The organism is Flammeovirgaceae bacterium SG7u.111, assembly GCA_034044135.1.
Taxonomy (GTDB): domain Bacteria; phylum Bacteroidota; class Bacteroidia; order Cytophagales; family Flammeovirgaceae.
Genome location: CP139021.1, coordinates 5,665,746 through 5,692,054, shown reverse-complemented (window position 1 = coordinate 5,692,054; position 26,309 = coordinate 5,665,746). Strand labels below are relative to the sequence as shown.

Below are 26,309 nucleotides of genomic sequence, written 5' to 3'. Positions count from 1 at the left end.
AAAAATTCTTTTTATAATGGAAGTCATTCTTAAAGAAGATCTACAAGGTCTTGGCTATAAAAACGACATAGTGAACGTGAAGCCAGGATATGGGAGGAACTACTTAATCCCCCAAGGGTATGCTATTTTGGCATCTGCTTCTAACAAAAAGGTGCTTGCTGAAAATATCAGACAAGCAGCTCACAAAGCAGATAAAATCAAAGCTGATGCTGAGGAAAAAGCACAGTCTATAGGTGATATTACACTTACTATCCAAGCGAAAGCTGGTGAGTCAGGTAAAATATTCGGAGCGGTGACTAACACCCAAATTGCCGATGTTTTGACTGAAAAAGGCTTTGATATCGACAGAAGAAAAATCATCATTAAAGATGATGTAAAAATGTTGGGCGAGTACACTGCAACTCTTGACCTTCACAAAGAAGTGAAGCATGAGATCAAATTTGTGGTGGTTGCCAACTAATTATAGGTTACTTACTTATTTGGAAGATGCCCCACGCTTAGCGCGGGGCATTTTTTTTATTAGAAAAGTAAACCAAGTGAGACTTCAAGTCCTCGAATGCTACGCTTTTCCGAAATTTTCTCACCACCAGAAGTTGGAGCAAAGCTATTCCAAGTAGGCCAATAGTTATAATAAGAGTAGTCAATTTGGCTTTTTTGGCTTCTCCAAGCCACCCCCCAAACCATGGAAATACCTTTGTAATTTACTTGCAGACCCATTCCAGTTTGGAAAAATAACCCTCCATCAACGTTGTGAACCTCTACAAATTGATCCTCGCTATTGTCCCAAGCGTTGGCATAGCCGAGGTCGGCAAAATAGTAAGGAGATACCTTGCCTTGCTTCAAATAGCCTCGCAAATGAGCATAGATGGGAAGGGTAGAAAGTGGGTTGTGCTGGTCGTAGCCAATACCTACTCCAGCACCAAAGCGCTCTTTGAACATAATACCATTAACTGTATGGGCATTTACGTTCGTGTTGTCATCCCCGAAAACTACTCCGCCTTTTATAGAATGGAAAAAGCCACTGGTTTTATGTCCAATAGCCTCAATGTCAGTTTGAGATTGGATAAACCTTTTTTTTGAAGAATCATAAAATCGGATGCTTTTTACCTCGTTCAGATGGATTTTGAGCGTTGCGGAGTCTAGCCTTAATACTATTCCTGTTTCATCGATAGATTCTAATATATTGCCTTTAAGTTTTGACCCATTTTTGAGCTGTATCTTGGCGAAGGAAGTCGATTGGGCTTCAGCCAATAGTGGAAAAACCAATATAAGCAAAAGCAGTAGGTAGTTTTTCTTCATCGTAATCTAAAAAACACTTCCTTCCCGAAAGAGAAGGAAGTTGGTGATTGAATTAGTTTTCTTCCCTTACAATAGGTAATACGCTCATTTGCTTGATTTCCTCGGGGTCAGAATAGTCGTACTGGTACAAGCCGTCATCGCCAATCATCAGCAAGTTATTTTGATAAGGAATTACATCAAATGCATGCATCTGATTGGTATTCATCACCACATTAGAGGTAATTGCCATCAAATCTTTTTTATTGAAGATTTTAAGCCCGAAAGTGCCTTCGCAAATAAAAAGCAAATCGCCATCTACACCTAATCCATGTGGGTGTGACATAGGGTAGCTGATCACATTCGTGGGGCTGGCCGGATCGCTAATGTCAATAACATCTAGCTGGTTAGTAAAACCTCCACGGCAAGCTGAGCCGTCGCGCAAGGTAACGAAAGCATAATCGCCATCTACCACTACTGGGTCGCAACTCATTACATGTTGGTACTGAGATAAAAATTGTGGAGAAGCAGGGTTGGAGTTATCGTAGATATACATTCCGTTTTGAGCGCCTATAAATAGTTTGTCGGCAGTAGGGAAAATGGTTTCTATTCCCCAGCCTACTTCTTGACGATTTAAAGCTAAGGGGTTTTCCTTGTCTGAAAGATCAAATACCTGAAGGTTGTTGTTGTCTATGCTGTAGAGGTATTTATCTACAATGGTGAACTTGGCCATTGAGCCTCCTATGCCAGTAGATTGTCCTTGTGGCGCAATAAAAGAAGACACTGACATTTCCCTAGCAGAAAAACTCATTGCATCGATAGCTATAAACCCATTGTTCCCTTTATTAAAAAAGCTTGGGAAGGTACCGCCAACTTCTCCTTTGGTCACTTCTATTTTTTCTACAGCATTCCAGTCGATAATAGCTCCTTTTTCCATATCGAACAACCCTAGCGTATTCGAGTTTCTAAAAATACCTTCAACCCTGTTTAGCTCGGTTATGGCTAGAGGATTACTGATGTCCAAGGCTACTAAGTCGATGTAGCTGTCGGCATATAGAACATCGCCTCTTACAGCCATTTCGTAGTTCCCCGGGATAGTGATAAAATTAATAGGTTTAGGATCTGAAGGATTGGCATTATCGATCAAGTGTATACCCTCCCCTGGCTCATTTATCAAGATATATTGTCCGTAAAGGTAGAGCTTACCAGTGTTGTTGATTTCCTGTGGCTCGTCTATCACCACAGATTTTCTGATTTCTTCGAGGCTCATATAAACAGGCTCCATTACCGTGTATTCACGGGTGTATTCAACCTTGTCTTCGCATGAACTTGTAAGAAAACTTAATAACAGAAGCGTCAAACTTAGTGGCAAAAAATGCCTAATTTCTCCGATGTAATTTTTTGATTTCATTGTAATGTGTGTTAGAGATGCTTTAAAAATATCAGCTAGTAGTTATCAGATTAAGCATTTCCTATTTTTATAGGTACCTATAGTGTAAGTCACTAAATGCATAATAAAAGTTGTAGCGGTTTCAAAAAAAGTAGAACCACAGGCTTAGGTAATTTATAAATCACGATCTCTCTTCTTTTTTGATATTTGCCCCCAAATTTTGTAATCTTGAAGTCGACACCTTACCTACCTACAATTATCACCTCTTTTCTAAATATTCTAGCTATTTCCTCAAATGACAGAACAAAAAGGTGTTTCTTCTCCAAAATTAAAAAAGACATTAGGTCCCCTTATGCTTTGGGGGCTAGGCGTAGGGTACGTAATCTCGGGCATGTATTTCGGTTGGAATTTGGGGCTGGAAAAAGGCGGAACACTTGGGCTAGCCATCGCCACATTTTTCATCATCATCATGTACCTGACCTTTACGTTTAGCTACACGGAGCTTGCCTGCGCCATTCCCAAGGCTGGAGGGGCGTTCGATTATGCCGACCGAGGGCTAGGCAAAAATATGGGCTTTATTGCCGGCATTACCCAGATAGTAGAATTTGTATTTGCCCCGCCGGCCATTGCACTGGCCATTGGAGCATATTTCCACCTTTCGTTTCCCCAGTTCGATACCATTGCCATCGCCATTGTAGCTTATTTGATTTTTACAGGCTTGAATATCTACGGGGTAAAAGCTGCCGCTTCTTTCGAGCTTATCATTACTATTTTAGCGGTAGGTGAATTGCTTCTCTTTGCCGGAGTGACTTTGCCTGAGTTTGAGTTTAAGAATTTACAACAGAATGCTCTTCCTAATGGAATAGAAGGTGCTTTTGCCGCTATTCCATTTGCTATCTGGTTTTTCTTGGCTATAGAAGGTGTGGCTAATGTAGCCGAAGAAACTGTCAATCCGCAGCGAAATATACTGATCGGCTTTGGTTCAGCCATTTTGACCCTGGTAGTTTTGTGCTTGCTCACATTTAGTTCTTCAGTAGGGGTTGCAGGTTGGGAAGCGGTTGTTTTTCCCGAAGGGAGTGATGTTGCCTCCGACTCTCCTTTACCCTTGGCTTTGGGGAAAGTAGTGGGCGAAGGTTCTTTTATGTATGAACTACTTGTCACAGTTGGGTTGTTTGGTTTGATCGCTTCTTTTCATGGAATAATCTTAGCGGCAGGAAGGGCTACTTTTGAGTTTGGAAGAGTGGGTTATGCTCCCAAGAGGTTGGGAAAAGTGCATAAAAAATTTAGGACACCTGCAAATGCTTTGCTTATCAATATGTTGGTCGGGATAATAGCTTTGCTCACAGGGAAAACTGGGGAAATCATAACTATTGCCTGCTTTGGGGCACTTGGCTTATATATCATTTCCATGCTAGCATTTTTTGCTTTACGGAAAAAAGAGCCCGATATGCCTCGCCCGTTCCGAGTTCCCGCTTATCCATTATTCCCAGCACTTGCCTTGGGTATTGCCATCATCGCCCTTATAGCCATGACTTTTTACAACCTAGTGCTTGCCGCAATTTTCTTTGGCTTTGTAGCCGTTTCATTTTTTGCCTTTAAGCTTTTTTGGAAAGAAACAGAAGTATAGAGTTTTCTGCCCATGGTTATTATGGTTCTCAATGATTTTCTTGATACCTAAAAAGTAGTCTAATTCGCGACTGATAATGATCCGATGTCTCGTGGGCAAGGGAAGTTAGAGGCTGGAAACTAGAAGTTAGAAAAAACACCCTTTTTGAGTTTTACTTTTTTCTAACCTCTAATTTCTGGCATCTAACCTCTTAATTATCAATCTTAGATTCTGAATTATCAAGTAGATTCATAAAGTGCCTTATGCTATGGCAGAATACCAAAAAATTATCCTGCCATGAACTTGAAAACTGCCTTTTGGGCGTAAGTATCGCTTTTTTTCAAAACCGTTGAAGGAAACTTAGGTTGGTTGGGCGAGTCGGGGAAGTGCTGGGTTTCAAGGCAAAATCCTGATCTTTTTTGGTAGATACTTTTCCCCTTTCCTTTCACATTTTCCACAAAATTCCCAGTATAAAATTGTACGCCGGGTTGGGTGGCATACAGTTCCATTGTCCTGCCCGAAGTCGGTTCCTTCACCTCCGCAACCTTATTGAGCATGCGAAGAGGCCCATCTATCACAAAGTTGTGGTCATAGCCGCTTCCAAAAGCTAGTTGCTCATCTTCTTCGTTTATTTGCTTGCCAATGGCTTTGAACTCCATAAAATCCATAGGGGTGTCAGCCACATCTCGCAGTTCTCCAGTAGGGATACTGGTGTTATCGGTAGGGGTGAAGCGGCTGGCGTTTAGTTTCAGCTCATGGTCTAAAATATCGCCTTTACCCTCGCCCTTTAAGTTGAAATAGGCATGGTTGGTAAGGTTGATCACCGTAGATTTATCGCTAACGGCCATATAGTCGATGGTAAGCTCATTATCATTGTTGAGGGAATAGATCACCCGTGCTTCCACATTGCCGGGGTAGCCTTCTTCCATATCTTTGGAAAACAAGCGCATTTCTACACCTACCAAGTCCGCCTTGCCAATAATTGACCCTTTCCAAAGAGCTTTGTCAAACCCTTTTTCTCCTCCATGCAAATGGTTGGGACCGTTGTTAATTGCCAGAGAATATTTTTTTCCATCGAGAGTGAATTTTCCATTGGCTATGCGGTTAGCGTACCTTCCGCAGACCACTCCCATAAACGTATCGTTTGCCAAATACCCATCAAGATCATCGTAACCTAACAAAACATCGTCAAAATCTCCTTTTTTATCTGGTACTTTAATACCAATGAGCGTAGCCCCCAAATTCGTGATGGTTACTTCCATCCCATTTTTATTCTTCAGCACATATTTGTCTGCCTGAAGCCCATTTGGTAGAAATCCAAAAGGATTTTTTTCGATATGCATATCTTTCATTATTATTTAGTTTGTTGAGTTACTCTTCTTTGTTTTGAGGATAATTAAACAAGCTGGAAGACCTAGTTGTTACAAGTCCAAAAAAATGACTGCGTAATTGGAATGCTGGGTCTTCTTGTTTTTCCCACCGATTCAAATTTAATGTTAAAAAAATATCTTCCTACAAGATTCGGTAATTGATAATTTTCCATTCTATATTTATTGTATTGTCAATTTAGCCTGACCTCAACAATAAACACCATAAAATGAAGAAAATCTACCTAGTTTTTGCCTTCACTTATTTTTTGCTTTTTACTAACAGTTTCGCTCAAGAAAATAACCCCAAAATGTCGTATATGTGGAGTGCGCCTTGGATCAACCACCCAACCGCATCTGAAGTAGATTATGGCGTTTTTCATTTTAGAAAAACATTTGAGCTGAGCGAGAAGCCCGAAGATTTTGTAGTGTACGTGTCGGGCGACAACCGTTATCGTCTGTTTGTGAACGGCGAGCCTGTGGGCATGGGTCCTGCTAGGGGCGATTTATCCAATTGGCGGTACGAAACGTATGATATTACTTCGAAGTTAAAACTGGGGAAAAATGTGTTGGCAGCCTTGGTGGTAAACTTTGGAGATAAGGCACAAGTAGCTCAAATATCTGCGGGGACGGGTTTTTTGTTGCAAGCCAAGCACAAAGAGCATGCGGTGGTAAATACAGGAAAAAGTTGGAAAACGATCCAGAATGTGGGACATACAGCAATTGCCCACCAGTCCCAAACAGGCTATTATGCCTGTGGACCTACCGACAGGGTGAACGGGGGGTTTTACCCTTGGGGCTGGGAAAAACCTGGGTTTGATGACAGCAAATGGATGCAAGCTAAAGAGGCGGGACCTGCAACGGGAAGAGGCTATATATTTGGAAATTCACGCTTTTTAGTGCCCCGAACCATTCCCCAACTAGAAGAAAAAGTGGAGCGGTTTGCCAAGATAGCCCGTAGTGCGGGCATAAAATCGGACGAGGGGTTTTTGAAGGGCGAGGGAACACTCATTATCCCCACCCGAAGTAGGGTAACGCTCTTGCTCGATATGGGCGTGGAAACCGTAGGCTATCCAGAGTTGCTGGTGAGCAAGGGAAAAGATAGCGAGATAAAAGTTACCTATGCAGAAGCCCTTTACGATGAGAACCAGCAGAAGGGAAACAGAAATGAAGTTAAAGGAAGAAAAATAATAGGTTACCACGATGCTTTTCTTCCCGATGGTGGCGAAGATAGAATGTTTCGTCCACTATGGTTGAGAACCTTCCGCTATGTACAGCTCGATATTGAAACTACTAGCGAAGCACTTCATATCAAAGATTACAAACACATTTTTACTGCCTATCCTTTTGAACAAAATGCCCAGTTTGAGAGCGGTGATAATACGTTGGGCGATATTTGGAAAGTGGGCTGGCGCACGGCTAGGCTTTGCGCTACAGAAAGCTACACCGATTGCCCCTATTACGAGCAGCTCAACTACATAGGCGATACCCGTATCCAAGCCTTGGTTTCCCTCTATGTGTCTGGGGACGATAGGCTTATGCGAGATGCTATCCGCCATTTTGATAATTCCCGCCAGCCCAACGGGCTTACACTTTCCCGCTATCCCTCGGAGATTAAACAGCTCATACCTCCCTACTCCCTCTTTTGGATAGCGATGCTGCACGACTACCATCGATATCGTAACGATCCTGCTTTTGTAGAAGAACATTTGCATGGAATAGCAGGTGTGTTGGAATGGTTCGAAAGGCATCTAAACGAAGAAAACTTGCTAGGGGCATTGCCTTGGTGGCAATTTACCGATTGGTCTAAAGAGTTTGAAAGTGGCGTGCCCAAAGGGGCTGCTACAGGCAATTCTGCCAACCTTTCTTTGCAATATGTGTACACGCTTCAGCTTGCTGCCGATCTCTATAAAGCTTATGGAAAAGAGGCTGACGCTGAACATTGGCTTTCAGTAGCATCAAAGATAAAAACAGCTGTGTTGGAAAAATGCTATGATAGCAAGAGAGGTTTGATTGCCGAAACTCCTGAAAAGATGCAATTTAGCCAACATAGCAATATCATGGCAGTGCTCACCAATACTATTCCCGAAGGAAAACAACAGGCTTTGATGGAAAAAGTGCTTTCGGAAGAAGACCTGATCCAAACTACTTTGTATTTCAAGTTTTACCTCTTTAGGGCGATGAAAAAAGCAGGCTTGGCAGATGGCTATGTTCGCCAACTTGGCAAGTGGCGCTTGATGCTTTCCCAAGGGCTGACCACGTTTGGGGAAACAGGTGAGCCACATTTGCAACGCTCCGATTGCCATGCATGGAGCGCCAGTCCCAACTTCGATTTTCTCAACACTATCTGCGGAATAGCTCCTGCTTCGGCAGGCTTCAAAACGGTGGAAATAGCCCCGAGCTTAGGAAGTTTGGAAAATGTGAAAGGAAAAATGCCCCACCCACTCGGCGATATTTTGGTGGAGTTTGAGAAGGGGAACGGGGACAGTATTTCTGGGCAAATTACCTTGCCACAAGGGCTTACAGGAACTTTCAAATGGAAGGGTAAAACGATGAGCTTGAAAAGCGGAAAGCAGCAGGTGAAGCTATAACGATGAGGTGATTATTCGATGTGCTGATGTGCTGATGAAAAAAAATGAAAGGTTTCGTTGTGGTTGTTTCGACCGCCCGCGACGGTGGAGAAGCCAAAAAGGAAGGGTGTGATGATATGATTATCCGATGGTTTGATGATGAATAAATTATTTGATGTGCTAATGTGCTGATTAAAATTTCCGTCGTGGTCGTTTCTACCACCCACGACGCTCTATCAATTAGTCAAAGGTTTTTTGATTAGACGTTACAAGCAATGTTTTCAAGCGGCACCGCAACGGTGAGCCGTCTGCAATATGTGACTTTTTGATGTGTTGTTGAAAAACCTCGTAGAGGTGTCCTGTTTGTAGAAAGCGGAAAGTTTATTGGGTCAAGCTCCGTAGGAGCGGACTAAATTTGATTCCACCAGTAATGTTGGATGTGAAATGCGTACTGGGGAAAGAGGGCAAAGCCAAGACCGAAATAGGCTGTGCGCTGGGTGGCTTGGCTGCACGGGACGGGCTTGTGTGAGTACGCCCAAATGATGGTTTGATGATGAGGAAATTATTCGATGTGCTGATGAAAAAAAATGAAAGGTTTCGTTGTGGTTGTTTCGACCGCCCGCGACGGTGGAGAAGCAGAAAGGAATTTGCTGCTAGGATATGATTAGAAAAATTAAAACCTCGTAGAGGTGGCCTGTTTGTAGCCTGAAGAAATCATTTGGGATTAGCTCCATAGGAGCGAACTAGCTAATGGATGTTATAGCAGGAATGTTGAAAAAAGCTGACAAAATTGCCCATAGCAACTTGTTGAAATCAAATGAGAGGACATTTCGACTGAAAACGTCTTTGGGAATCGTTTCTGTGCTGCCATCTTGGCTGAAAACACAATTTTGTAGTAAAATTGTTATAGTATTGATTAAGTAAACAAACTAGATTCAACAACTAAAAAAACGATATAACTATGATTTGGGTAATCATTATTGGATTCATGATTTTGAGCTTTGTAGTAAGCAGAAGGCTCAAATCGAAATTTAGGAAATATGCTCAGATACCTTTGCGGTCTGGAATGAGCGGTGCGGAAATAGCACATAAAATGCTACGGGATAATCGTATTTTCGATGTGCAGGTGGTTTCCACCCCAGGTGATCTTACCGACCACTACAACCCAGCCACCAAAACGGTGAACCTGAGCGAAGGGGTGTACCACGGAAGGAATGCTGCGGCAGCGGCGGTTGCTGCCCATGAATGTGGTCATGCGGTGCAACATGCTACGGCGTATAGCTTCTTGAAATTGAGAAGTGCCTTGGTGCCAATCCAAAATGCAAGTTCTAAAATTTTGAACTTTATTTTTATCGTGAGTTTTGGTAGTGCATTGTTCTTTGGGTCAAGCTTTTTGCCTTGGGATACCACCTTGCTGATTATTATTGGTGCGTACTCAGCCATCACGTTGTTCACGCTCATCACCTTGCCCGTGGAGTTTGATGCCAGCAGAAGGGCCTTGGCATGGATAGACAGGGAAAGGGTAGTGACCAGAGAAGAGCATGCCATGTCGAAAGATGCACTTAAATGGGCAGCGATGACGTATGTAATTGCCGCGCTTAGTTCCATTACTATGCTATTCTACTATGTGCTTCAGTACATGGGAATGGATGACTAATCCCAAAAAGATTTTGATAAAAAAGGCATTTCGAACTACTCGAAATGCCTTTTTTTGTAGTTCTATTTTTCTTCTAATACCAATACAGAATCTTGCGAACTAGGTGAGGAAAATTCCAACAACCCATTTTTTTCGGTAAAGCTTCCTGCGAGGTAGGTGTTTTCTATAGGGTTGAACCAATGGACTTTATAAGTTTTCCCCAAGGGATTTCTAAGTTTAAATGTGGTTTTTTTGGGGACATAGGCCATCACCAAATCTTTACTGTCAGTGCTTACTACCGAAATGAAATGATTGAATTGGGTATTTCCAGGCTGTTTGGTTAGAAGTTCTGGTGTGGGCTTAAGTGTCCACCAGTCAAACTGCTGAAGAAAGCCAGAAAGGTAGCCAACTTGCAAACTCCCAGGGAAATCGATACTTTGCCTCCAAGTATCGGGAGGTATTTTGCTCAATCCACCATGGTTTTCTATTAAGTCGCCTTCTTTTTGTATCCAAGGCCAAATGCCGTTTGCTCCGTAGGTAATGCCAGCCAACGGTGTGGCAAATACACTCCAATAAGAGGCGTTGCGAACATCTTCTGCAGTAATATTAAAAATTTTTTCGTAGCAAGGCTCCATGTTGATGATCGGTCTTGGAGGAAGTTTGTCCCAGCTTTTAGCCATCGGACCTTTATTTACCCAATCGACTACCGGCTTGCCATTACTATGGCTCGATTGGTATCCTACAATGTCGAGCCAGTGCTCATTTTTATAGATTTCTCCAATCCATGAACTACCATGAGGGTGCTGGGCTACCAATCCCGGTTTTTCTTCTCCAAATACAGCTTGTCCTATTTTTTTCCAACGCTGCTCGTATTCCCCTGTATATTTTCCATCTCCGCCCAGGATCCAAACTATCTGGTTGCCTCCATACCTAGCCACAAGGTAATTGGCGAGTAAAGCTGCTTCAGTTTCTGGTAAGAAGTAGCCCGGGCTTAAATGCATCCCTTCTCCTGAAGGCAGCGCCCAAAGCAGAACAGGCGCTGCGACTAAGCCAAATTCATTTATTTTATCAATTTTTTCATCTATTCGCTTAAAAAAGGAAGGGTTGAGTTCTATTCGTCCGCTGCCCGTAAATGCAACTTCTCTTTCAGCATTTGTTTCGCATCCTCGCCACTGGGTGGTCACAAATTGGATGACATTGTAGTTGTTTTTAGCCCTTTGGCTTAGATAATCCTCCCATTCTTCGTCGGTAGATTTGAGCGCTCCGTTCCAAGCTGTGCAAGCTGTCCAGAAAAACGGTGTTCCATCGGAGTAGGTGAGGTGATATGCTCCTTTGCTTCGTGTAATAGCTCCTTTTTGGAACAGGGGTAGGGAGCTTTCGCTTTTTACGCAAGTAAAGCTTCCTTTTTTTCCATGAAGTCCAAGATTTGTTTTTTCAGAGCAGTTGGTGGTAAAAGTCCAAACTCCGAGTTCGTCGGGAGCAAAGCGGATTTTCCAGTTATTTTCTCCACCCCAAAAGCCATTGATCTTAATAGTTCTGCCAGTGGGCGAAACGAAGTCGGCATTAAAAGTTACATCGTATAGTGGATTTTCGTACGGTTTTGAGCTTTCAAACTCAAGCTCTAGCTTTTGCCATATGGCAATATCTCCCGCAGCTAGGGGCTTGGAAAACCAAGAAAAGAGCAGCATAGCAAGTAAGGTTACAGATTTGATCATTTCCCTTTTTAAGGAATGAAAATGAATGTTTGATACTTGAAAAATAGGTGGAAAAGCTGTGGATATCAAGTTGCCTTTCCAAGTTTTGAAAAAGAACTGGGGTAGGTAAGGAATGAGATGAAAGGCAGAAAATTAAACTGCTCTAACTTTGGTTATTTGCCAAATAGAAAGGTTTTCCAATGGAGGATGTCTTATTGGAAAAGGCTTAAGTAGGGCTAAGGTTCGGTGCTAGGAAGTGAAAAATCTTTTTAAAATGATGACTATTACCCCAATCAAAAATATGAGCATCGATATTTTATTGATACCATGCATCATTCTCAAATTGAAGTTGGTTTTGCGGTTAGGGTCTTTTTTTCTGAAGAAATAAGTAAATACTTCACCTATGGCAAAATATTCTTCTACTGTATTTTGAGTCCCTTTTTTTACTTCTTGGTCTTTTTCCATGCTAGTAATTTTAGATATTGAATGCTATTTACAAAAAAAACTAGCTGTTTGTGGGAAAGTTTTCAATAAGTGGATAAAAACGAAAACAGCCTCCGCCTTGAGCATGTGCAAAGCGGAGGCTGTTAAATCTTTTTAAGTAGCTGTTAATTAGCAGCTGCCAAATCTTCTGCTTGTTTGGCTTTCAGTTCTTCTGCTGTGTATTTGCTCAGTTTGATCTGAAAATAACCGAAAATAATGGTCATGATCGGGCTGATAATATTGAAAAAGCAGAAGGGTAGGTAAGCTATTGTAGCCACGCCTAATACGTTGGACTGGGTAGCTCCGCAAGTGTTCCAAGGGACAAGAACCGAAGTGACAGTTCCAGAGTCTTCCAACGCTCTACTTAAGTTTTCTGGCTTTAAGCCTCGGTCTCGGTAGGTTTCCGAGAACATTCTCCCAGGGACTACAATTGCTAGGTACTGGTCGGATGCAGTTATGTTGAAGAACAAACAAGTAGTAGCGGTAGAAGCTATGAGCGAACCAGTAGAATGTGCGTAATTGATGATGGTCTCGGTGATCTTGTGGAGCATTCCGCTGGCTTCCATTATTCCGCCAAATACCATCGCACAAAGGATCAGCCAGATAGTACCGAGCATTCCCGCCATACCTCCTGTGGAAAGCAGATCGTTTACAGTTGCATTGTCTGTCGTAATGGCAATATCACCGTACATCGATTTCATTACGGCAACATAAGTATTATAAGCAATGCTTCCATCACTTGAAATCTGTTGAATAACCTGAGGTTGGAAAATAATGGCAAATACAGCTCCTAACAAAATACCAGCGAGCAAGGCGGGAACGGCAGGGACTTTTTTTACAATCATTCCAATCACAATTACAGGAACTATGAAAAGTGCGAGGTTGATATTGAAAACAGCATCGATAGAACCGAGGATGGCATCAATATCGCCTGGGGCAGTCCCTTCTGTCCCTACAAAGCCCAGCACCAAGTAGATAATAAGGGCAATGGAAATGGAAGGGATAGTGGTATAAGTCATATAACGTATGTGGGTAAACAGGTCCGTTCCTGCTACGGCTGGGGCAAGGTTGGTGGTGTCGGAAAGGGGGGACATTTTATCACCGAAATATGCCCCTGATATGATAGAGCCGGCAATGAGCCCTTCGGACATACCTAAGGCTTTTCCAATTCCAAGCAAGGCTACACCAATGGTTGCTACGGTAGACCAAGAGCTTCCCGAAGCGAGGGAAATAATAGCACAAACAACACAAGAGGCGAAAAGGAATATTTTAGCATTGAGTATTTGTAGACCATAGTAGATCATGGCCGGCACGATGCCGCTGAGCAACCAAGTTCCTGCCAAAGAGCCTATCAGTAACAAAATAAGCATGGAAGGCATGGCAGAGCTAATACTTTTGACGATTCCCGATTGCATCTGGTCCCAGCTCATTCCTAGGGTCATGGCTACAATGGCAGCTACCGCCGATGCCAACACCAAAATTAATTGGTTGGAGCCCGAAAGGCCATCATCGCCAAAAATCATTACATTGATAAATAGGGCAATAACAAGAAAGAGAATAGGAATGAGAGCTGCTAAAAGGGTTGGTTTTTTGATGTTTTTATCCATTATATGATGTAATTGTGGTTCAATATAGTTGAGCTGGTGATGATTGGTCGCTTTTTCAGGTGATTTGAAAAATTGGAAATTTGAAGGTTTATCAAATATCCAAACACCTCAGAGGTGTGCATGTATAAGGAGTTGGCTAGCAAAGTTAGCCAAAGCAATGTTTATCACAAACAATTTGTTGGCTAGGGTTCGGTTGGTAGCCTTTACTTTTGTTTTCAGGGCTTAACATATATTAATTGCAGGCCATTTTACATACCTGTATTTTTACCAAATCAAACTTACCAAAAGGCAAGACCCAACCACTTGCCAACTCCATTAATCAACAAATAAAATTTACTAATTACTATCAAAGAAAATTAGGAAGCAGGATTCAGTTCCTTCTAAATAGCTCCAACTTCTTAATAAGAGGTTTACTAACTGATTTTAAATGTAATAGGTAGATGCAGCTAACTGTATTTGCCAAAGATAAAATTCACAGAAACTATAAACAGATGAGAAATTCATTGCTTATCCGCCTTTGCTTGGGTGCGATTTTATTTTTTAACCTTTCGGCTTCGCTCCAAGCACAAGTTCGAATCATGCCCTTAGGTAATTCGATTACTTTCGATAACAACACTTATCATAACTTAAATAATACTCCTCTTATAGAGAGGAAAGGCTACAGAAGACCTTTAGATAGCCTTCTTACGCTCAATGGCTACGCCTTCGATTTTGTAGGGAGCCAGCAAGCGGGAGATCCAAATGTATTTGACATAGATAATGAGGGCTATCCTGGGATGAGTATTGATTTTATAAAGGATAGGGTTTATAATTTATTGACTGCTAATCCTGCGCAATACATCATGCTGCATATTGGTACTAACGACTTAGGTGTTGGAACTCCTGCTTCTAGGGCACAAAAAGTTGCGGATTTGCTCGATGAAGTTGATAGGTACGAGACGGATAATGGTGTGGAAATCACAGTGCTTTTGGCGAAGATTATCAATGTAGCTCCAAATAATGCGGCAGATGTAACGAATTTCAATGCCGAAGTGGAGTTGATGGCGCAAGATAGGATCAACAACGATGGCGATAAAATAGTAGTTGTTGATATGGAAGTTGGTGCTGGCTTGGTTTACCAAGTAGATGACTCTGCTCCTTATAATGATGGAGATTTTCATGACAACCTTCACCCCAACGATAATGGTTATGTGAAGATGGCTCATGTTTGGTATGGCATGTTGCAGCCTTTGCTAGATGGCAGTCCAATTGTTACCACACCCGCTAAGCCGACTAATTTGGCACTTAGCTTAGTAGGAGGTAACTTTGAACTTGACTGGACAGATAATTCGAACAACGAAGATTATTTTGTGATCGAGCACAAAGCAGATGGAGATGCTGAGTTCAGTCAGTTGGATACGGCAAGTGCTGATATTACAACTTATTCTTTTCCTATCCCAGATACTTTAATCGACCATCAGTACAGGGTAAAAGCGAAAAATATAGCGGGTATATCGGCTCCAAGTAATATTGCCGAATGGACGTATACTCCACCGCCTCCGCCAGCAGGGGCATTTACTTTTTACCGAGCCATCAACCTTGGTGGGAATAACATTACTATTGAAGGAAATGATTGGGAACCTAGTTGGGCTGGAAATTTGACTGTCCGAGGAAACTCTCTCAATATGGGCTGGATTCCCCTTGTAGATGCTCCCTCTGATGCTGACAAAGTGGAGATGTTGGGTAAAACACTTATCAAAAGTGGAGGAGGAACTGGTGTGGATATGTTGGATATTCCCAATGGAACGTATCAAGTGTATCTCTGGATAATGGAGTGGGAAAACAACAAATCATACGATATTTTGATCAATGGAGCTACTGTAGAAAGCAGTTTTGGGTTGGCTTCTACTGAGTGGGAAAAAATTGGTCCTTACGAAGTAGAGGTTACGGATGGAACAATTAGTGTAGAAACCGTGGGTGACCAAGCGGCATTGAGTGGCTTTGAAGTGTGGGAAGGTTCGCAAGGTCCTCCAGATACCACGCCTCCTTCAGTACCTACCAACCTGATGGCTTATGGAATTTCTCAGACTAGCTTGACTTTGAACTGGTATCCAGCTACAGACGAAGTTGGTGTGGTGGGTTATGATGTTTTCCAAGGAAATACAAAATTGAATACCGAACAAGTTGCTGATACGAGTTTTGAGGTGACTGGTTTATTAGCTGAAACAGCGTATGAGTTTACTGTGATAGCGAAAGATGCAGCTGGAAATTCTTCTGATGAAAGTGAAGTATTAGAGGTTTCTACCCTGCCTGAACCTCCTGGCGCTCCCGATGCCCCAAGCAACTTAATATTGACTTTGGTAAGTTCAGAATTCCAACTCACTTGGAACGATACTTCGGATGATGAAGAGGGGTTTGTGATTGAACATAAAGTAGGTAATGGAAGCTATTCTTTCTTAGATAGTATAGATGCGGAGCTAGCTGCTTATTCTTACCCGATGCCCGATACGTTGCTCAATCATAGTTATCGTATAAAAGCTTGGAATATGTATGGAGCTTCTGAGTTTAGCAATGTAGCTACTTGGGAATATGTAGAGGTACTTCCTGACCCGCCTGCAGCTCCTACAAACTTGGTATTATCAATAAATGGAGGGGATTTCGAACTCACTTGGGTGGACAATGCTTCTGATGAAGAAGGTTTTGTTTTGCAACAAAAAGCAGAGGGTGAAGTCAACTTTTCTTGGTTAGATAGTATTTCAGCCGATGTGGAAGTGTATTCCTTTCCTCTTCCAGATACTACAAAAGATTATTCTTACCGCCTAAAGGCATGGAATGAGGGTGGAGAGTCTGCCTTGAGCAATACTGCCACTTGGGACTATATTCCGCCTACGCCTCCAGTTGGTGAAATGACTTTTTACCGAGCCATCAACCTTGGTGGGAATAACATTACTATTGAAGGAAATGATTGGGAGCCTAATTGGGCTGGCAATATGACTACCAGAGGTGATGCATTTAATATGGGCTGGATTCCTCTTTTAGATGCTCCCGCTGATGCAAATAAGGTTGAAATGTTGGGTAAAACGCTCATCAAAAATGGTGGGGGAACAGGAGTAGATTTGTTGGATGTGCCAAACGGAACGTACCAGATTTATCTCTGGATTATGGAATGGGAAAATAATAAGTCTTATGATATTTTGGTCAATGGGGTTACTGTTGAAAGTGGTTTTGGCTTAGCCTCTACCGCATGGACGAAAATTGGTCCATACGAAGTAGAAGTGACGGATGGGACAATTAGCATAGAAACCGTCGGCGACCAAGCAGCTTTGAGCGGGGTAGAAGTGTGGGAAGGCGCAGCTGCCGGTTCATCAGATACGACACCTCCTTCTGTACCAACAGGTTTGATAGCTTCGGAAATCACACAAACAAGTTTGAAACTGACTTGGCTTTCTTCTACCGATGATGATTCTGGTGTAGCTGGCTATTACGTATTTGAAGATGGAAACCAATTGAACGGAAGTATTCTTTCTGATACCAGTTTTGATGTGACCAGCCTTTCGGCTGATACAGAGTATGATTTTATGGTAAAAGCAGAAGATATTGCTGGAAATATATCAATTGCGAGTGCCACATTACAGGTTTCCACGTTGCCAGAACCAGCGTCTCCTCCAGCAGCTCCTAGTAGCCTGATGGTGTCAGAATCGGCTGGAATACTTCAACTGTCTTGGCAAAACAACGATATTGACATTGATGGGTTTGTGATGGAATATAAAGCCGAAATTGACTTGGGTTTTACATTTTTGGCAAATATTTCGAAAGACTTAACTGAGTATACTACCGCAACTCCAGATACGGTTCAGAAACATTATTTCCGAATAAGAGCTTATGAAGGAGCTGATACTTCTGAATATTCAAATATAGCGGAGTGGGAGCATATTTCTATTCCTACCTTCGACGGGGCGAGTATTGTGACCATAGGCAATTCTATTACTCAAGGAGCTTCAGAAAGGTACAGCTACCGCTACGAGCTTTGGGAATTATTAGATTCGATTGGTGCAAATGTTGATTTTGTTGGTTCGGAAACTTCCAACAATGGGGGGAATACTTCGTATCCGAATCTGAATTTCGATAAAGACCATGAAGGACACTGGGGCTGGAGAGCCGATGAGATTTTGGCAAACTTGCCTACTTGGCTCAACGGCTATGATGCAGATATTGCACTTATTCATTTAGGTACAAATGATATTTTGCAGGGGCAAGATGTGGCTTCTACTATTTTGGAATTGGAACAAATAATTGATGTATTGAGGGCGGATAATCCAAATGTTGTAATACTGCTTGCTCAAATTATCCCAAATACTTGGGGAACGGATTTTACGCCGTTCAACAATGCTGTTGCGGGAATACCAGCAACAAAAAGTACGGCAAACTCTCCAGTTATTTTGGTAGATCAAGCCACAGGGTTTGATGCAGCACAAGATACTTACGATGGAGTTCATCCAACTCCTTGGGGCGAGATTAAAATGGGGCGAAAATGGTTTGAAACTTTAGTTCCGCTATTGAACGCAACGCCTCCACTTGACCCACCATCTGCTCCAACAAACTTGTTGCTTGCGGTAAACGGTTCGAACTTCGAGCTATCTTGGTCTGACAATTCAGATAACGAATCAGGTTTCGTGATAGAGCAAAAAGCGGAGGGAGAAGGCTCTTTCAGTTGGCTGGACAGCATTTCTTCCGACTTGGAACTTTATGTATTCACACTTCCCGATACTACGCAAGATTATTCTTATAGGATAAAGGCATGGAACGCCGACGGGGAATCAGGTTACAGCAACGAGGCAGTTTGGGAGTATGTGGCACCGTTGCCGAACCCGCCATCCGCTCCATCAAACTTGGTGCTCGCGGTAAACGGCGGCAATTTCGAGCTATCTTGGTCAGATAACTCTGACAACGAATCAGGTTTCGTGATAGGGCAAAAAGTGGAGGGCAAGGGCTCTTTTAGTTGGTTGGACAGTATTTCTTCCGACTTGGAGCTATACACATTTGCGCTACCCGATACGACCCAAGATTATTCTTACCGAGTGAAAGCATGGAACTCCGACGGGGAATCGGCTTATAGCAACGAGGCAGTTTGGGAGTATGTAGCTCCGTTACCGAATCCGCCATCCGCTCCATCAAACTTGGTGCTTGCGGTAAACGGCGGCAATTTCGAGCTATCTTGGTCAGATAACTCTGACAACGAATCAGGTTTCATTATCGAGCAAAAATCGGAGGGGGAAGGCTCTTTCAGTTGGCTGGACAGCATTTCTTCCGACTTGGAACTTTACGCATTTGCGCTTCCCGATACGACCCAAGATTATTCTTATAGGATAAAAGCATGGAACGCCGACGGGGAATCAGGTTACAGCAACGAGGCTGTTTGGGAGTATATTCCACCTGTGGTAGGGCTTGATCCAGTTTTCTACCGTGCAATTAATTTTGCTGGAAATAATATTACCATCGATGGAAATGATTGGGAGCCTGGATGGACTGGGAACATGACTGTTCGAGGAGGCTCGTTCAATATGGGGTGGATTCCTTTGGTAGATGCTCCTACAGATGCTAATAAAAACACCATGTTGGGTAAAACTTTGATTAAAAGTGGAGGTGGAACAGGAGTAGATTTGACAAATGTACCTGATGGCAGCTATGACGTGTATTTATGGATGATGGAGTGGGAAAATAATAAATCCTATGATATCAGCATAAACGGAAATGTGGTGGAAAGTGGCTTTGGTCTAAATTCTTCTGAATGGATGAAATTAGGTCCGTATCAAGTAGAAGTGAGTGATGGAGAAATTAGCATAGAAACAATTGGAGATCAGGCTGCTATCAGTGGTATTGAGGTGTGGAGTTTAGATGGAGCTTCTGCAAGGACAGCAGCTGGTGACCAATTATTCACTGGGCAGTTAGAAGATAATATCAGTATCGATCATTTCTTTATCTATCCTAATCCTTCTCAGGGCGATTTGAATATTGAGATACCAGCTGGGCTAGGGGAGGTGTCAGTGAGTATATTTGACTACCATGGAAAGCTCTACATAAATGATATAACAATATCTGGGATTAATATAAAGCTTGATTTAGCTAGAGTTCCTAGTGGGGTTTACTTACTCAAGATCGCAAGTAAGAACAAGACTTGGACGAAGAAAATACTTAGACAGTAAAATTCATATATATCATTAGAAAGCCGCAGTACTTTGTGCTGTGGCTTTTTTTAGTATATACTATTCTGATAATAAAGTTCAAGACCTTTGTATTTATAAGGAATTTAGTGAGAAATTTCGGTAAAACCTTATTTATACTCAAGAAGCATGAGAGTCAAGGTACATTTCGGCCGTTAGTTTATCTCCAAATACAGTAAGTACTTTTCCTGTTTGACGTACCAATGAAATTACTTGTTGACTTGCTTCATGGCTTTCGGGAAGAATTTGAGCACTATTCCTCATACTATTACTTGTAAGAAAGCCTACAATGGAAATTGCGATAGGTTTGGCTTGCCGTTCGTTGAATGGCATCAGACCGGTTAGATCTGTAATGCAGCTATAAGTATCAAAAAAATGAATAGCACTCTCTTTAGCATCTGACATAAAACTATTTAGTAGCTTTAGGTTCATCCATTGACCTTTCAGTTCTACATAAAGCCGTTGTTTTTCTAAATCGACAGCTAATGAGTAAAACTCGTTGATAGCAATAACTTTTTCCATGATTGTTTATGGTTAATTGAAACTTAACTCAATAATTATATATTCAAATGCTAGAGTATAAACTATTATTTAGTGGGTATAGGGAAATGAATTCTGAGACTAGAAGTTACTCATAGCCTATTTTTAGTTAGGAAAAAGAGTTAATAATTGTTGCTTCACAGAGGTACTGCTTATAAAGTAAACAATGATTTCTCCTTTTAAGGTTCATTGACCAAGAGCTGATTTTAATATTTAGCCAATAATACTTTAAAAGGTGTTAAACTGTATAAGTTCATTATTTATAATTGCAAAACCCCTATTTTTCAACATAGAAAACAATTTTATTTCAAATGTGATTAAGCCTTTTAGATAAATCGTTTGCCCCCTTAGGTAATTTGTGACGTCTTTCCTTCTTAGTTATAAAGTTTAGGGATAACGGTATAGGGGTGACGTATGAATAACAAAGTAAAATCTTTGATATATTTTATTGGGCTACAACGTTCTGGCTTGGATGGAGTTGAAATAATTACAATTAAGAGGTAATCAGATTGGTTTTGGGATAGAGCTTGTAGTAGGGGTGTCTAAACTATGAAGTTATTGGAAGAGATCTGGATGAAGGAAAGAATAGGGTAGGCAAGAATAAGAGAGTGTTTACAAAATAAGAATTTTGCTAAACCAAGACTTTCAATGCTTATTGCTTAAAAATAGACTAGAACCGATGTAAGATTTGGGTAAAAAAAAGACCGCAACTGCGGTCTTTGTATATTTTTTCTACTTTTTACCTCCCAAATTCGTAGATGACATTGGAGAATCCTGATGAGGAATTGATTCTTTCCAATCGTAAAGAGTTGTCTTTGGTATCAAATTCAACTACTTTATACGTCTCTTCTACTGGTGTTCCTTCATCTAATACAATGAAGTTTTCTCTATCGATTTCTTTTAGTTTCCAGTTTCCAACATGAACCTTTGCAAAAAGATCTTTTCTTCTATATGTACTCTTGTTCTTGAACTCTATTGAATAAGAAGACAAATCGAGCTTAGCCTTATTTTCATTCCACTCAGAGCCTTTAAGCTGCCAAGAAGTATTTTTGATAAAGGTGCTAAGCTTATTAACTTTTTTATCCCTTCGATAACTATAAGAAGAAAAACCAACGCTGACTATCAATAATGTAGCTAACGCTAAAACATTTAACTTAAAACTTACCATTTAAAAAATAATTTTGTTAACACTTTCTTCATAAGAAATTATAGTAGGATTAATTGTTAAGCGTATGTTCGTGTTTCGTTTAGTAATACAGTCTCATAACGCTAGTCTCCAACTGGATATTATTAAGTATGTTCGTCTTACGAATGTAGTGTTTGAAAGCAATTTTGATATTAATGAGTGTAATTTGAAGTTGTTGGTTTTTTATGCTCTGCTTAAGAAGTTGTGATAAAGTTATATTTAATATTAGTAAAAGTCAATTATATGCTAATCTTTATTTGTTTGTTATTGTTTAAACACTTGTTAACCAGTTGATAGTAGAGGATGTTTTGCCATAAAAACATATAAAATCTACTGGAATATCTGCTATTGGCGCAAATTTATTCTGAAAGGATCAATAATCATAATGAACCACCAAAAAAGTCCACCATTGAGAGGACTTTTTTGGTGGTCAGTTTTGACAGTAAAGAGTATTTTTTTGAGAGTTATTCAGCTGGCTCTATCACATATGTGTTTATTTCATTGCCATCTTTTCCTGAAACTTCTATGAAAAAGATATCTGTTTTAATAGCATTAAGATCTTGCTCGAATGAAAATATTTCCTGAGAAAAAGACTTGTTATTAACAATTTTTCCAAAGCTGTCCTTTACAGAAATAGCAATGAACTGTTTGTTTTTCTTTCCTTGTATTACCAAGCTACCTTTTTTATAATTTGGGTAGATGGCCATTTTTAAGTTCGATTTATGGGGCTTGGTTGAAGAGATAGCATAAGATGTATAGTAGTTTCTAAACCCTTCACCTGACATTCTTTTATAAGCATCTTTAGAAGAAGCGATGTTTTTTCCATTTTGTTCTTCAACCTGAATAAAGCTGAAAGAACCGAGGAAAAAATTCTTTTGGACTGGGGTTTTTACAGCCTTGCCAGTGCTGCTGGTAATTTGACCATACGATGATATAGTTATGGAAGTCAATAAGGATATTATAAGTAGCTTGTTCATTTTATTATTATTTTTCGGTTTATTTGTTAGCCAACTACTGTTATATGTGATATTTTTCAATATTACAATAGTAAATGCTATGGACCTTTGCCAAAAATCAGGTTAGTTCAACTGGAATCTTGATAACTGCTAGTAAGTAGGAATTGTAAAAATTCAGGAGAAATTAGGTGTAGGAAAAAGCTAACCTAATGTTGGATGATGCAGTCATTACTTTACTAACATCAATTCCAAAGCCAAATTATGGTAAAGTTGGGATAACTAAAATGTGATATGAAGTGGAAAGTTACATGAAGTGCCATGGTCGTGGAAAGATTTATTCCATTATTAATGGCTTTGTTGGATGTTGTTGAGATGGATTTGTTATAGTTGAAGTTCTAAAAAGAAATATGTATATGAAATTATTGTTGATAATACTTTGCTTTATTACTTCTGGAGCTGTTGTTCAAGACAGCAATGTGTGGGAAACTTTATCCAAATTGAGGTGGGAATCGATAAATGACCCTGCAATGGGTATGGAAGTACAAAAGCCTATTTTTGGTGATGAGATTAAAGCATTAGATGGAGAAGAGGTTGAGCTAGAGGGTTACATACTGCCCGTTGAAGTTGAAGGTGATTTGGTGGTGCTGTCCTCTTTGCCTTATGCTAGTTGTTTCTTTTGTGGCGGAGCTGGGCCAGAGACGGTAATGCAAGTAGATATTAAAAAGAAGATTAGTATTGTAGATAAAAAAGTAAGAGTGAGAGGAATGCTCAAACTGAATGATCAAGATTTTTTCTCTTTAATATACAGCCTTGAAAAAGCGAAATTAATTGAAGTGATTGATTAACTACTGTTTATTTATATGGCGGAATTAAAGATGTTTCGAGAGTTGGACAATTTTTTGAAAACTAACAATTCCCAACCACTTTTATCACTCGATCCTCAGAAAGAGTTTATTACTTCTTTTCACCAATTGGGAAGTGTGTTGCTGGAAATTAGCGAGGATGAGAAGCTTATTTGTTTTATAGCAAAAGAATTTCACGGTGTTTTAGAGGCTCAAATAGTCAATTTTCCAGAAAATATATTTTGGGACTTTGACTTTCTGCTTGGGAGCTTGTTGAACCATGCTTTGGCTAAAGAAAATAGCTTGGAACAGTATTCCTATATAAAACTATTTTGTAGGAAAACAATACAGTTGCTGGAGCTTTTTGGCTGTAATTCAGCCATTAGGTTTCGCTACGTACATGATTTTACCTATGGGTTTGACTGGGCAAAATGGGTGAAAAAAGATGAAGCGAACCGGGCATGTATAACCCCTTTTTCCATGAAGTTTTTGGAGTCGCTTATTTTCCGGGGGAAAGAGCTGTTGGAATTGATAGCTGCAGATGATGAGAAGTATTCGAGGTTAAGAACTCAGCATTACCGAAATCCATTTATGTTTTCTCGAGAGCCTGGCGATGAAAAAGTTTTGATGAGGCGATTGGCGGCGAATAACTTGATTCCCGTGCCTTTGTGGAAAATAAAAGCTTCCCCAGTATGGCAAAAATCTTTTGCAGAAACTAGGGAAGCTTTATCAATAGAACTTGGAATTGAGTCTAATACTTAATTTTCAGGAGGAACGCTTCCTTCCTGAACTTGTCTGTTCAGTTCTCTTAGTTCTTCAATATCAGCCAAGTCAATTGTGCCAATTTTAGGTATAATCTGAATCAAGAAACGTTGGTTGAGCTTTTCGTTACCAACTACCCTACCTATACCGCTGGTTCCGCTACCAGATATAATGACTTGGATACGGTCCTGATCAAATTCAACGCCTTGTCTTTCCCAAAGTTTGTAGAGTTGGAGGGCACGAGCGTAGCTAAGTTCGTAGTTTCTTGCATAGTTGTCTTTAGATGCACTTCCTTCTACTACTAGCATATACTTGATGCTCTTATCTTCTAAGCTATCTATAAGAGATTTGAGCTCTTGCCCTGCATTTTTCAGCATTTCGTGATATTTGCCATCAATAGCGGCACTACCTGTTTTGAACTGAACATCAGACTTCAAAATATGTCTCTTGTATTTCGGCTGATATTCAAAGTATTTCTTGTCTAGTTTGGATATTGCTTCTTCTATTTCTTTAAGTTTTCTATACTCTTGTTCAAGCACCAGAAGCCTTCCTTTTTCAGCCTCCAATTGTTGGATGAGCGAGTCGGCAAGCGATTTTTCAGAGACAAGATACCCTTCTATTTCTATTAAGTCTTGCTCTTTCTCCGCCATTAGCTTGCTTTTAAGGTCTAATTGTTCTTGCATGGCCTTAATCCTGATTTGCTTGTCTTTGAACATCTTATAGCTCAATACAAAAAGTGTGAGCGTGATGATAAAAAGAGCGGTCATCAGGTCGGCATAACTTGCCCAAAAGAAATTCCCTGAATTATGTTTCATGTTTATTTTCTTTATTGAGTTGAAAAATTGAGCTTTTGTGAAGTATTAGCTCATTCTACATATAAAGAGGGACGATTTCATTGGCTATATACCATATTCCTATGCCTATGCCCAAGGCGAAAGCGACTGAGCCAAGCAAGGTAAAGAACTTAAATCCAAAAGAGCTAGTAGGGCCGCCACCCGAGCCGCTGTTGGGAAGTTCGGATTGTAAAAAGCTATAAAGGTTGCCAATATGTGTGGCCATTTGCCTGCTATTGTTCTCAGAGCTTTCCATTTTGTCTAGCAAAGCCTTGTTGAGACTGATAAGCTCTGATTGGTCGAGTATTTCTCCATTGCCAGTCCGTGCTGAAACTGTGGTAGCATCACCTGTTTCAAGTGATCTGATGCGTTGGTCTACAGCTTGCATCCTATGGTCTATCTCTCCAGCCAAATCTGCCGTACGTTGGTTTACCAATTCTAGGTTGGTTACTTGGCGCTCCATTAACGTTGAATTGTTTTGGAGAAAATGTTTCATGTTTTCGAAGTCGGGCTCGAGCCCTCTTATGTTGTTGAAGACAGATTGGAGGTCTTCAAATCTTCTTAGAGAATCAGAAAGCGTGTTGTTGAGTTGTTTTTGGTAATTCACAAACTCATCGGTGAACGAAGCAATGTTGTATTGAAGCTTTTTGAGCTCGTCGGGCATTAATTTTGGTGTGCGAGGAACGATGTTCATTCTTACGAACTGCAAGAAATCATATAAATCGGCATCTCTTTTTTTCTTAGCATTTTTGAAAACGGAGTTGCTTCTTACGGTGAGGTAAAGACCAAAAGCACTGGCAATCATACCAACTAATACACCACCTATGAAAGACTGGATAGCAACGTCGCTTACGCCGACGATAGCAATTTTTACCAAACCGATGATTACACCGGTAAAGGTACCTAGCAGACCTAAGTAAAGAGGCAACGCTAAAACTTGTTCTATCGAGCCTTCAATAGACTCACCTTTTCTTTCGGCAATGCTTTCTAGACCTACAAAGGTTACTCCTCCTTTATTTCTGAGAATGTAATTGTTACTAGATTCTACAATTTCTTGAAAGGGCTTGCTAAAACGGTTGTCATTTTTGATCAAAGCCATTTTTGTAGGGCTATCCTTCTTGTCGTCAGCCTCGTCATCAGTATCGTTGCCAGTTAGAGGCAGTAGTTCTATATCAAGAGAATGGCCGGCAGGGAATATTTTTTTTAGGTTATTGATCGTCAACCTATTGCCAGAAAATACAATGACCTGGGAAATGATAATAATAAGGACGATGACAACTTCAAGGATGAGAATTGGATCTAATTCGTTGAGCATGGTATGAATTAATTTAGTTATTAGGTTCTAAAATTGAATAACAGAGT

General features: G+C 40.8%; 18 protein-coding genes. 7 read left to right on the top strand and 11 right to left on the bottom strand.

The window, feature by feature from the left end:
- Positions 1-16 precede the first annotated feature (16 nt).
- Positions 17-460 carry a 50S ribosomal protein L9 gene (gene rplI / locus R9C00_22090; GenBank protein ID WPO34395.1) on the top strand — a complete coding sequence of 148 codons (444 nt, stop codon included), beginning with the start codon at positions 17-19 and terminating at the stop codon, positions 458-460.
- A 59-nt stretch (positions 461-519) separates the two neighbouring features.
- Here rplI and R9C00_22085 read toward each other — a convergent pair whose 3' ends face one another.
- Positions 520-1,299, bottom strand: a complete 780-nt coding sequence (locus tag R9C00_22085; GenBank protein ID WPO34394.1) for a hypothetical protein — start codon at positions 1,297-1,299, stop codon at positions 520-522.
- 52 nt (positions 1,300-1,351) lie between these two features.
- Positions 1,352-2,686, bottom strand: coding sequence for a hypothetical protein (locus R9C00_22080; protein WPO34393.1), 1,335 nt, complete (start codon positions 2,684-2,686; stop codon positions 1,352-1,354).
- Positions 2,687-2,960: 274 nt separating this feature from the next.
- Here R9C00_22080 and eat point away from each other — a divergent pair, with 274 nt between their 5' ends.
- Positions 2,961-4,292 carry an ethanolamine permease gene (gene eat / locus R9C00_22075; protein WPO34392.1) on the top strand — a complete coding sequence of 444 codons (1,332 nt, stop codon included), beginning with the start codon at positions 2,961-2,963 and terminating at the stop codon, positions 4,290-4,292.
- A gap of 266 nt (positions 4,293-4,558) precedes the next feature.
- Here the strand turns inward: eat and R9C00_22070 are convergent, their stop codons facing one another.
- Positions 4,559-5,623 (bottom strand): aldose epimerase family protein, encoded by a 1,065-nt coding sequence (locus tag R9C00_22070; protein ID WPO34391.1) that lies wholly within the window; start codon positions 5,621-5,623, stop codon positions 4,559-4,561.
- Positions 5,624-5,868: 245 nt separating this feature from the next.
- Here R9C00_22070 and R9C00_22065 point away from each other — a divergent pair, with 245 nt between their 5' ends.
- The gene (locus R9C00_22065) at positions 5,869-8,229 is read left to right on the top strand and encodes a family 78 glycoside hydrolase catalytic domain (protein WPO34390.1); all 2,361 of its coding nucleotides are present in this window, start codon (positions 5,869-5,871) and stop codon (positions 8,227-8,229) included.
- A 940-nt stretch (positions 8,230-9,169) separates the two neighbouring features.
- Positions 9,170-9,865, top strand: coding sequence for a zinc metallopeptidase (locus R9C00_22060; protein WPO34389.1), 696 nt, complete (start codon positions 9,170-9,172; stop codon positions 9,863-9,865).
- Positions 9,866-9,927: 62 nt separating this feature from the next.
- Here the strand turns inward: R9C00_22060 and R9C00_22055 are convergent, their stop codons facing one another.
- From R9C00_22055 to nhaC, 3 genes are all read right to left on the bottom strand, one after another.
- A complete protein-coding gene (locus R9C00_22055) occupies positions 9,928-11,559 on the bottom strand; it encodes a DUF4038 domain-containing protein (GenBank protein WPO34388.1) in 1,632 nt (543 codons plus the stop codon).
- A gap of 228 nt (positions 11,560-11,787) precedes the next feature.
- The gene (locus R9C00_22050; protein WPO34387.1) at positions 11,788-12,003 is read right to left on the bottom strand and encodes a DUF6728 family protein; all 216 of its coding nucleotides are present in this window, start codon (positions 12,001-12,003) and stop codon (positions 11,788-11,790) included.
- A gap of 143 nt (positions 12,004-12,146) precedes the next feature.
- Positions 12,147-13,628 (bottom strand): Na+/H+ antiporter NhaC, encoded by a 1,482-nt coding sequence (gene nhaC / locus R9C00_22045; GenBank protein WPO34386.1) that lies wholly within the window; start codon positions 13,626-13,628, stop codon positions 12,147-12,149.
- Positions 13,629-14,119: 491 nt separating this feature from the next.
- Here nhaC and R9C00_22040 point away from each other — a divergent pair, with 491 nt between their 5' ends.
- Positions 14,120-19,810, top strand: coding sequence for a fibronectin type III domain-containing protein (locus R9C00_22040; protein WPO34385.1), 5,691 nt, complete (start codon positions 14,120-14,122; stop codon positions 19,808-19,810).
- A gap of 138 nt (positions 19,811-19,948) precedes the next feature.
- Here the strand turns inward: R9C00_22040 and R9C00_22035 are convergent, their stop codons facing one another.
- From R9C00_22035 to R9C00_22025, 3 genes are all read right to left on the bottom strand, one after another.
- A complete protein-coding gene (locus R9C00_22035; GenBank protein ID WPO34384.1) occupies positions 19,949-20,350 on the bottom strand; it encodes a hypothetical protein in 402 nt (133 codons plus the stop codon).
- A 757-nt stretch (positions 20,351-21,107) separates the two neighbouring features.
- Positions 21,108-21,536 (bottom strand): hypothetical protein, encoded by a 429-nt coding sequence (locus tag R9C00_22030; GenBank protein WPO34383.1) that lies wholly within the window; start codon positions 21,534-21,536, stop codon positions 21,108-21,110.
- Positions 21,537-22,018: 482 nt separating this feature from the next.
- The gene (locus tag R9C00_22025; protein WPO34382.1) at positions 22,019-22,531 is read right to left on the bottom strand and encodes a hypothetical protein; all 513 of its coding nucleotides are present in this window, start codon (positions 22,529-22,531) and stop codon (positions 22,019-22,021) included.
- 392 nt (positions 22,532-22,923) lie between these two features.
- Here R9C00_22025 and R9C00_22020 point away from each other — a divergent pair, with 392 nt between their 5' ends.
- Positions 22,924-23,355: a hypothetical protein gene (locus tag R9C00_22020; protein ID WPO34381.1), complete on the top strand. Its 432-nt coding sequence runs from the start codon at positions 22,924-22,926 to the stop codon at positions 23,353-23,355.
- A gap of 15 nt (positions 23,356-23,370) precedes the next feature.
- Positions 23,371-24,114: a hypothetical protein gene (locus tag R9C00_22015; GenBank protein ID WPO34380.1), complete on the top strand. Its 744-nt coding sequence runs from the start codon at positions 23,371-23,373 to the stop codon at positions 24,112-24,114.
- Here the strand turns inward: R9C00_22015 and R9C00_22010 are convergent.
- Positions 24,111-24,929, bottom strand: a complete 819-nt coding sequence (locus R9C00_22010; protein ID WPO34379.1) for an OmpA family protein — start codon at positions 24,927-24,929, stop codon at positions 24,111-24,113. The genes R9C00_22015 and R9C00_22010 overlap by 4 nt on opposite strands.
- Positions 24,930-24,984: 55 nt before the next feature.
- Positions 24,985-26,262: a hypothetical protein gene (locus R9C00_22005; protein WPO34378.1), complete on the bottom strand. Its 1,278-nt coding sequence runs from the start codon at positions 26,260-26,262 to the stop codon at positions 24,985-24,987.
- Positions 26,263-26,309: the final 47 nt, after the last annotated feature.

Excerpts from the sequence above, each read along its gene's own strand:
- R9C00_22085 (WPO34394.1), bottom strand. The coding sequence starts at position 1,299 with ATGAAGAAAAACTACCTACTGCTTTTGCTTATATTGGTTTTTCCACTA.
- R9C00_22015 (WPO34380.1), top strand. The coding sequence starts at position 23,371 with ATGGCGGAATTAAAGATGTTTCGAGAGTTGGACAATTTTTTGAAAACT.
- R9C00_22020 (WPO34381.1), top strand. The coding sequence starts at position 22,924 with ATGAAATTATTGTTGATAATACTTTGCTTTATTACTTCTGGAGCTGTT.
- R9C00_22070 (WPO34391.1), bottom strand. The coding sequence starts at position 5,623 with ATGAAAGATATGCATATCGAAAAAAATCCTTTTGGATTTCTACCAAAT.
- R9C00_22040 (WPO34385.1), top strand. The coding sequence starts at position 14,120 with ATGAGAAATTCATTGCTTATCCGCCTTTGCTTGGGTGCGATTTTATTT.
- R9C00_22050 (WPO34387.1), bottom strand. The coding sequence starts at position 12,003 with ATGGAAAAAGACCAAGAAGTAAAAAAAGGGACTCAAAATACAGTAGAA.
- rplI (WPO34395.1), top strand. The coding sequence starts at position 17 with ATGGAAGTCATTCTTAAAGAAGATCTACAAGGTCTTGGCTATAAAAAC.
- R9C00_22065 (WPO34390.1), top strand. The coding sequence starts at position 5,869 with ATGAAGAAAATCTACCTAGTTTTTGCCTTCACTTATTTTTTGCTTTTT.
- R9C00_22005 (WPO34378.1), bottom strand. The coding sequence starts at position 26,262 with ATGCTCAACGAATTAGATCCAATTCTCATCCTTGAAGTTGTCATCGTC.
- R9C00_22060 (WPO34389.1), top strand. The coding sequence starts at position 9,170 with ATGATTTGGGTAATCATTATTGGATTCATGATTTTGAGCTTTGTAGTA.
- R9C00_22010 (WPO34379.1), bottom strand. The coding sequence starts at position 24,929 with ATGAAACATAATTCAGGGAATTTCTTTTGGGCAAGTTATGCCGACCTG.
- R9C00_22035 (WPO34384.1), bottom strand. The coding sequence starts at position 20,350 with ATGGAAAAAGTTATTGCTATCAACGAGTTTTACTCATTAGCTGTCGAT.
- eat (WPO34392.1), top strand. The coding sequence starts at position 2,961 with ATGACAGAACAAAAAGGTGTTTCTTCTCCAAAATTAAAAAAGACATTA.
- R9C00_22030 (WPO34383.1), bottom strand. The coding sequence starts at position 21,536 with ATGGTAAGTTTTAAGTTAAATGTTTTAGCGTTAGCTACATTATTGATA.
- nhaC (WPO34386.1), bottom strand. The coding sequence starts at position 13,628 with ATGGATAAAAACATCAAAAAACCAACCCTTTTAGCAGCTCTCATTCCT.
- R9C00_22080 (WPO34393.1), bottom strand. The coding sequence starts at position 2,686 with ATGAAATCAAAAAATTACATCGGAGAAATTAGGCATTTTTTGCCACTA.
- R9C00_22055 (WPO34388.1), bottom strand. The coding sequence starts at position 11,559 with ATGATCAAATCTGTAACCTTACTTGCTATGCTGCTCTTTTCTTGGTTT.
- R9C00_22025 (WPO34382.1), bottom strand. The coding sequence starts at position 22,531 with ATGAACAAGCTACTTATAATATCCTTATTGACTTCCATAACTATATCA.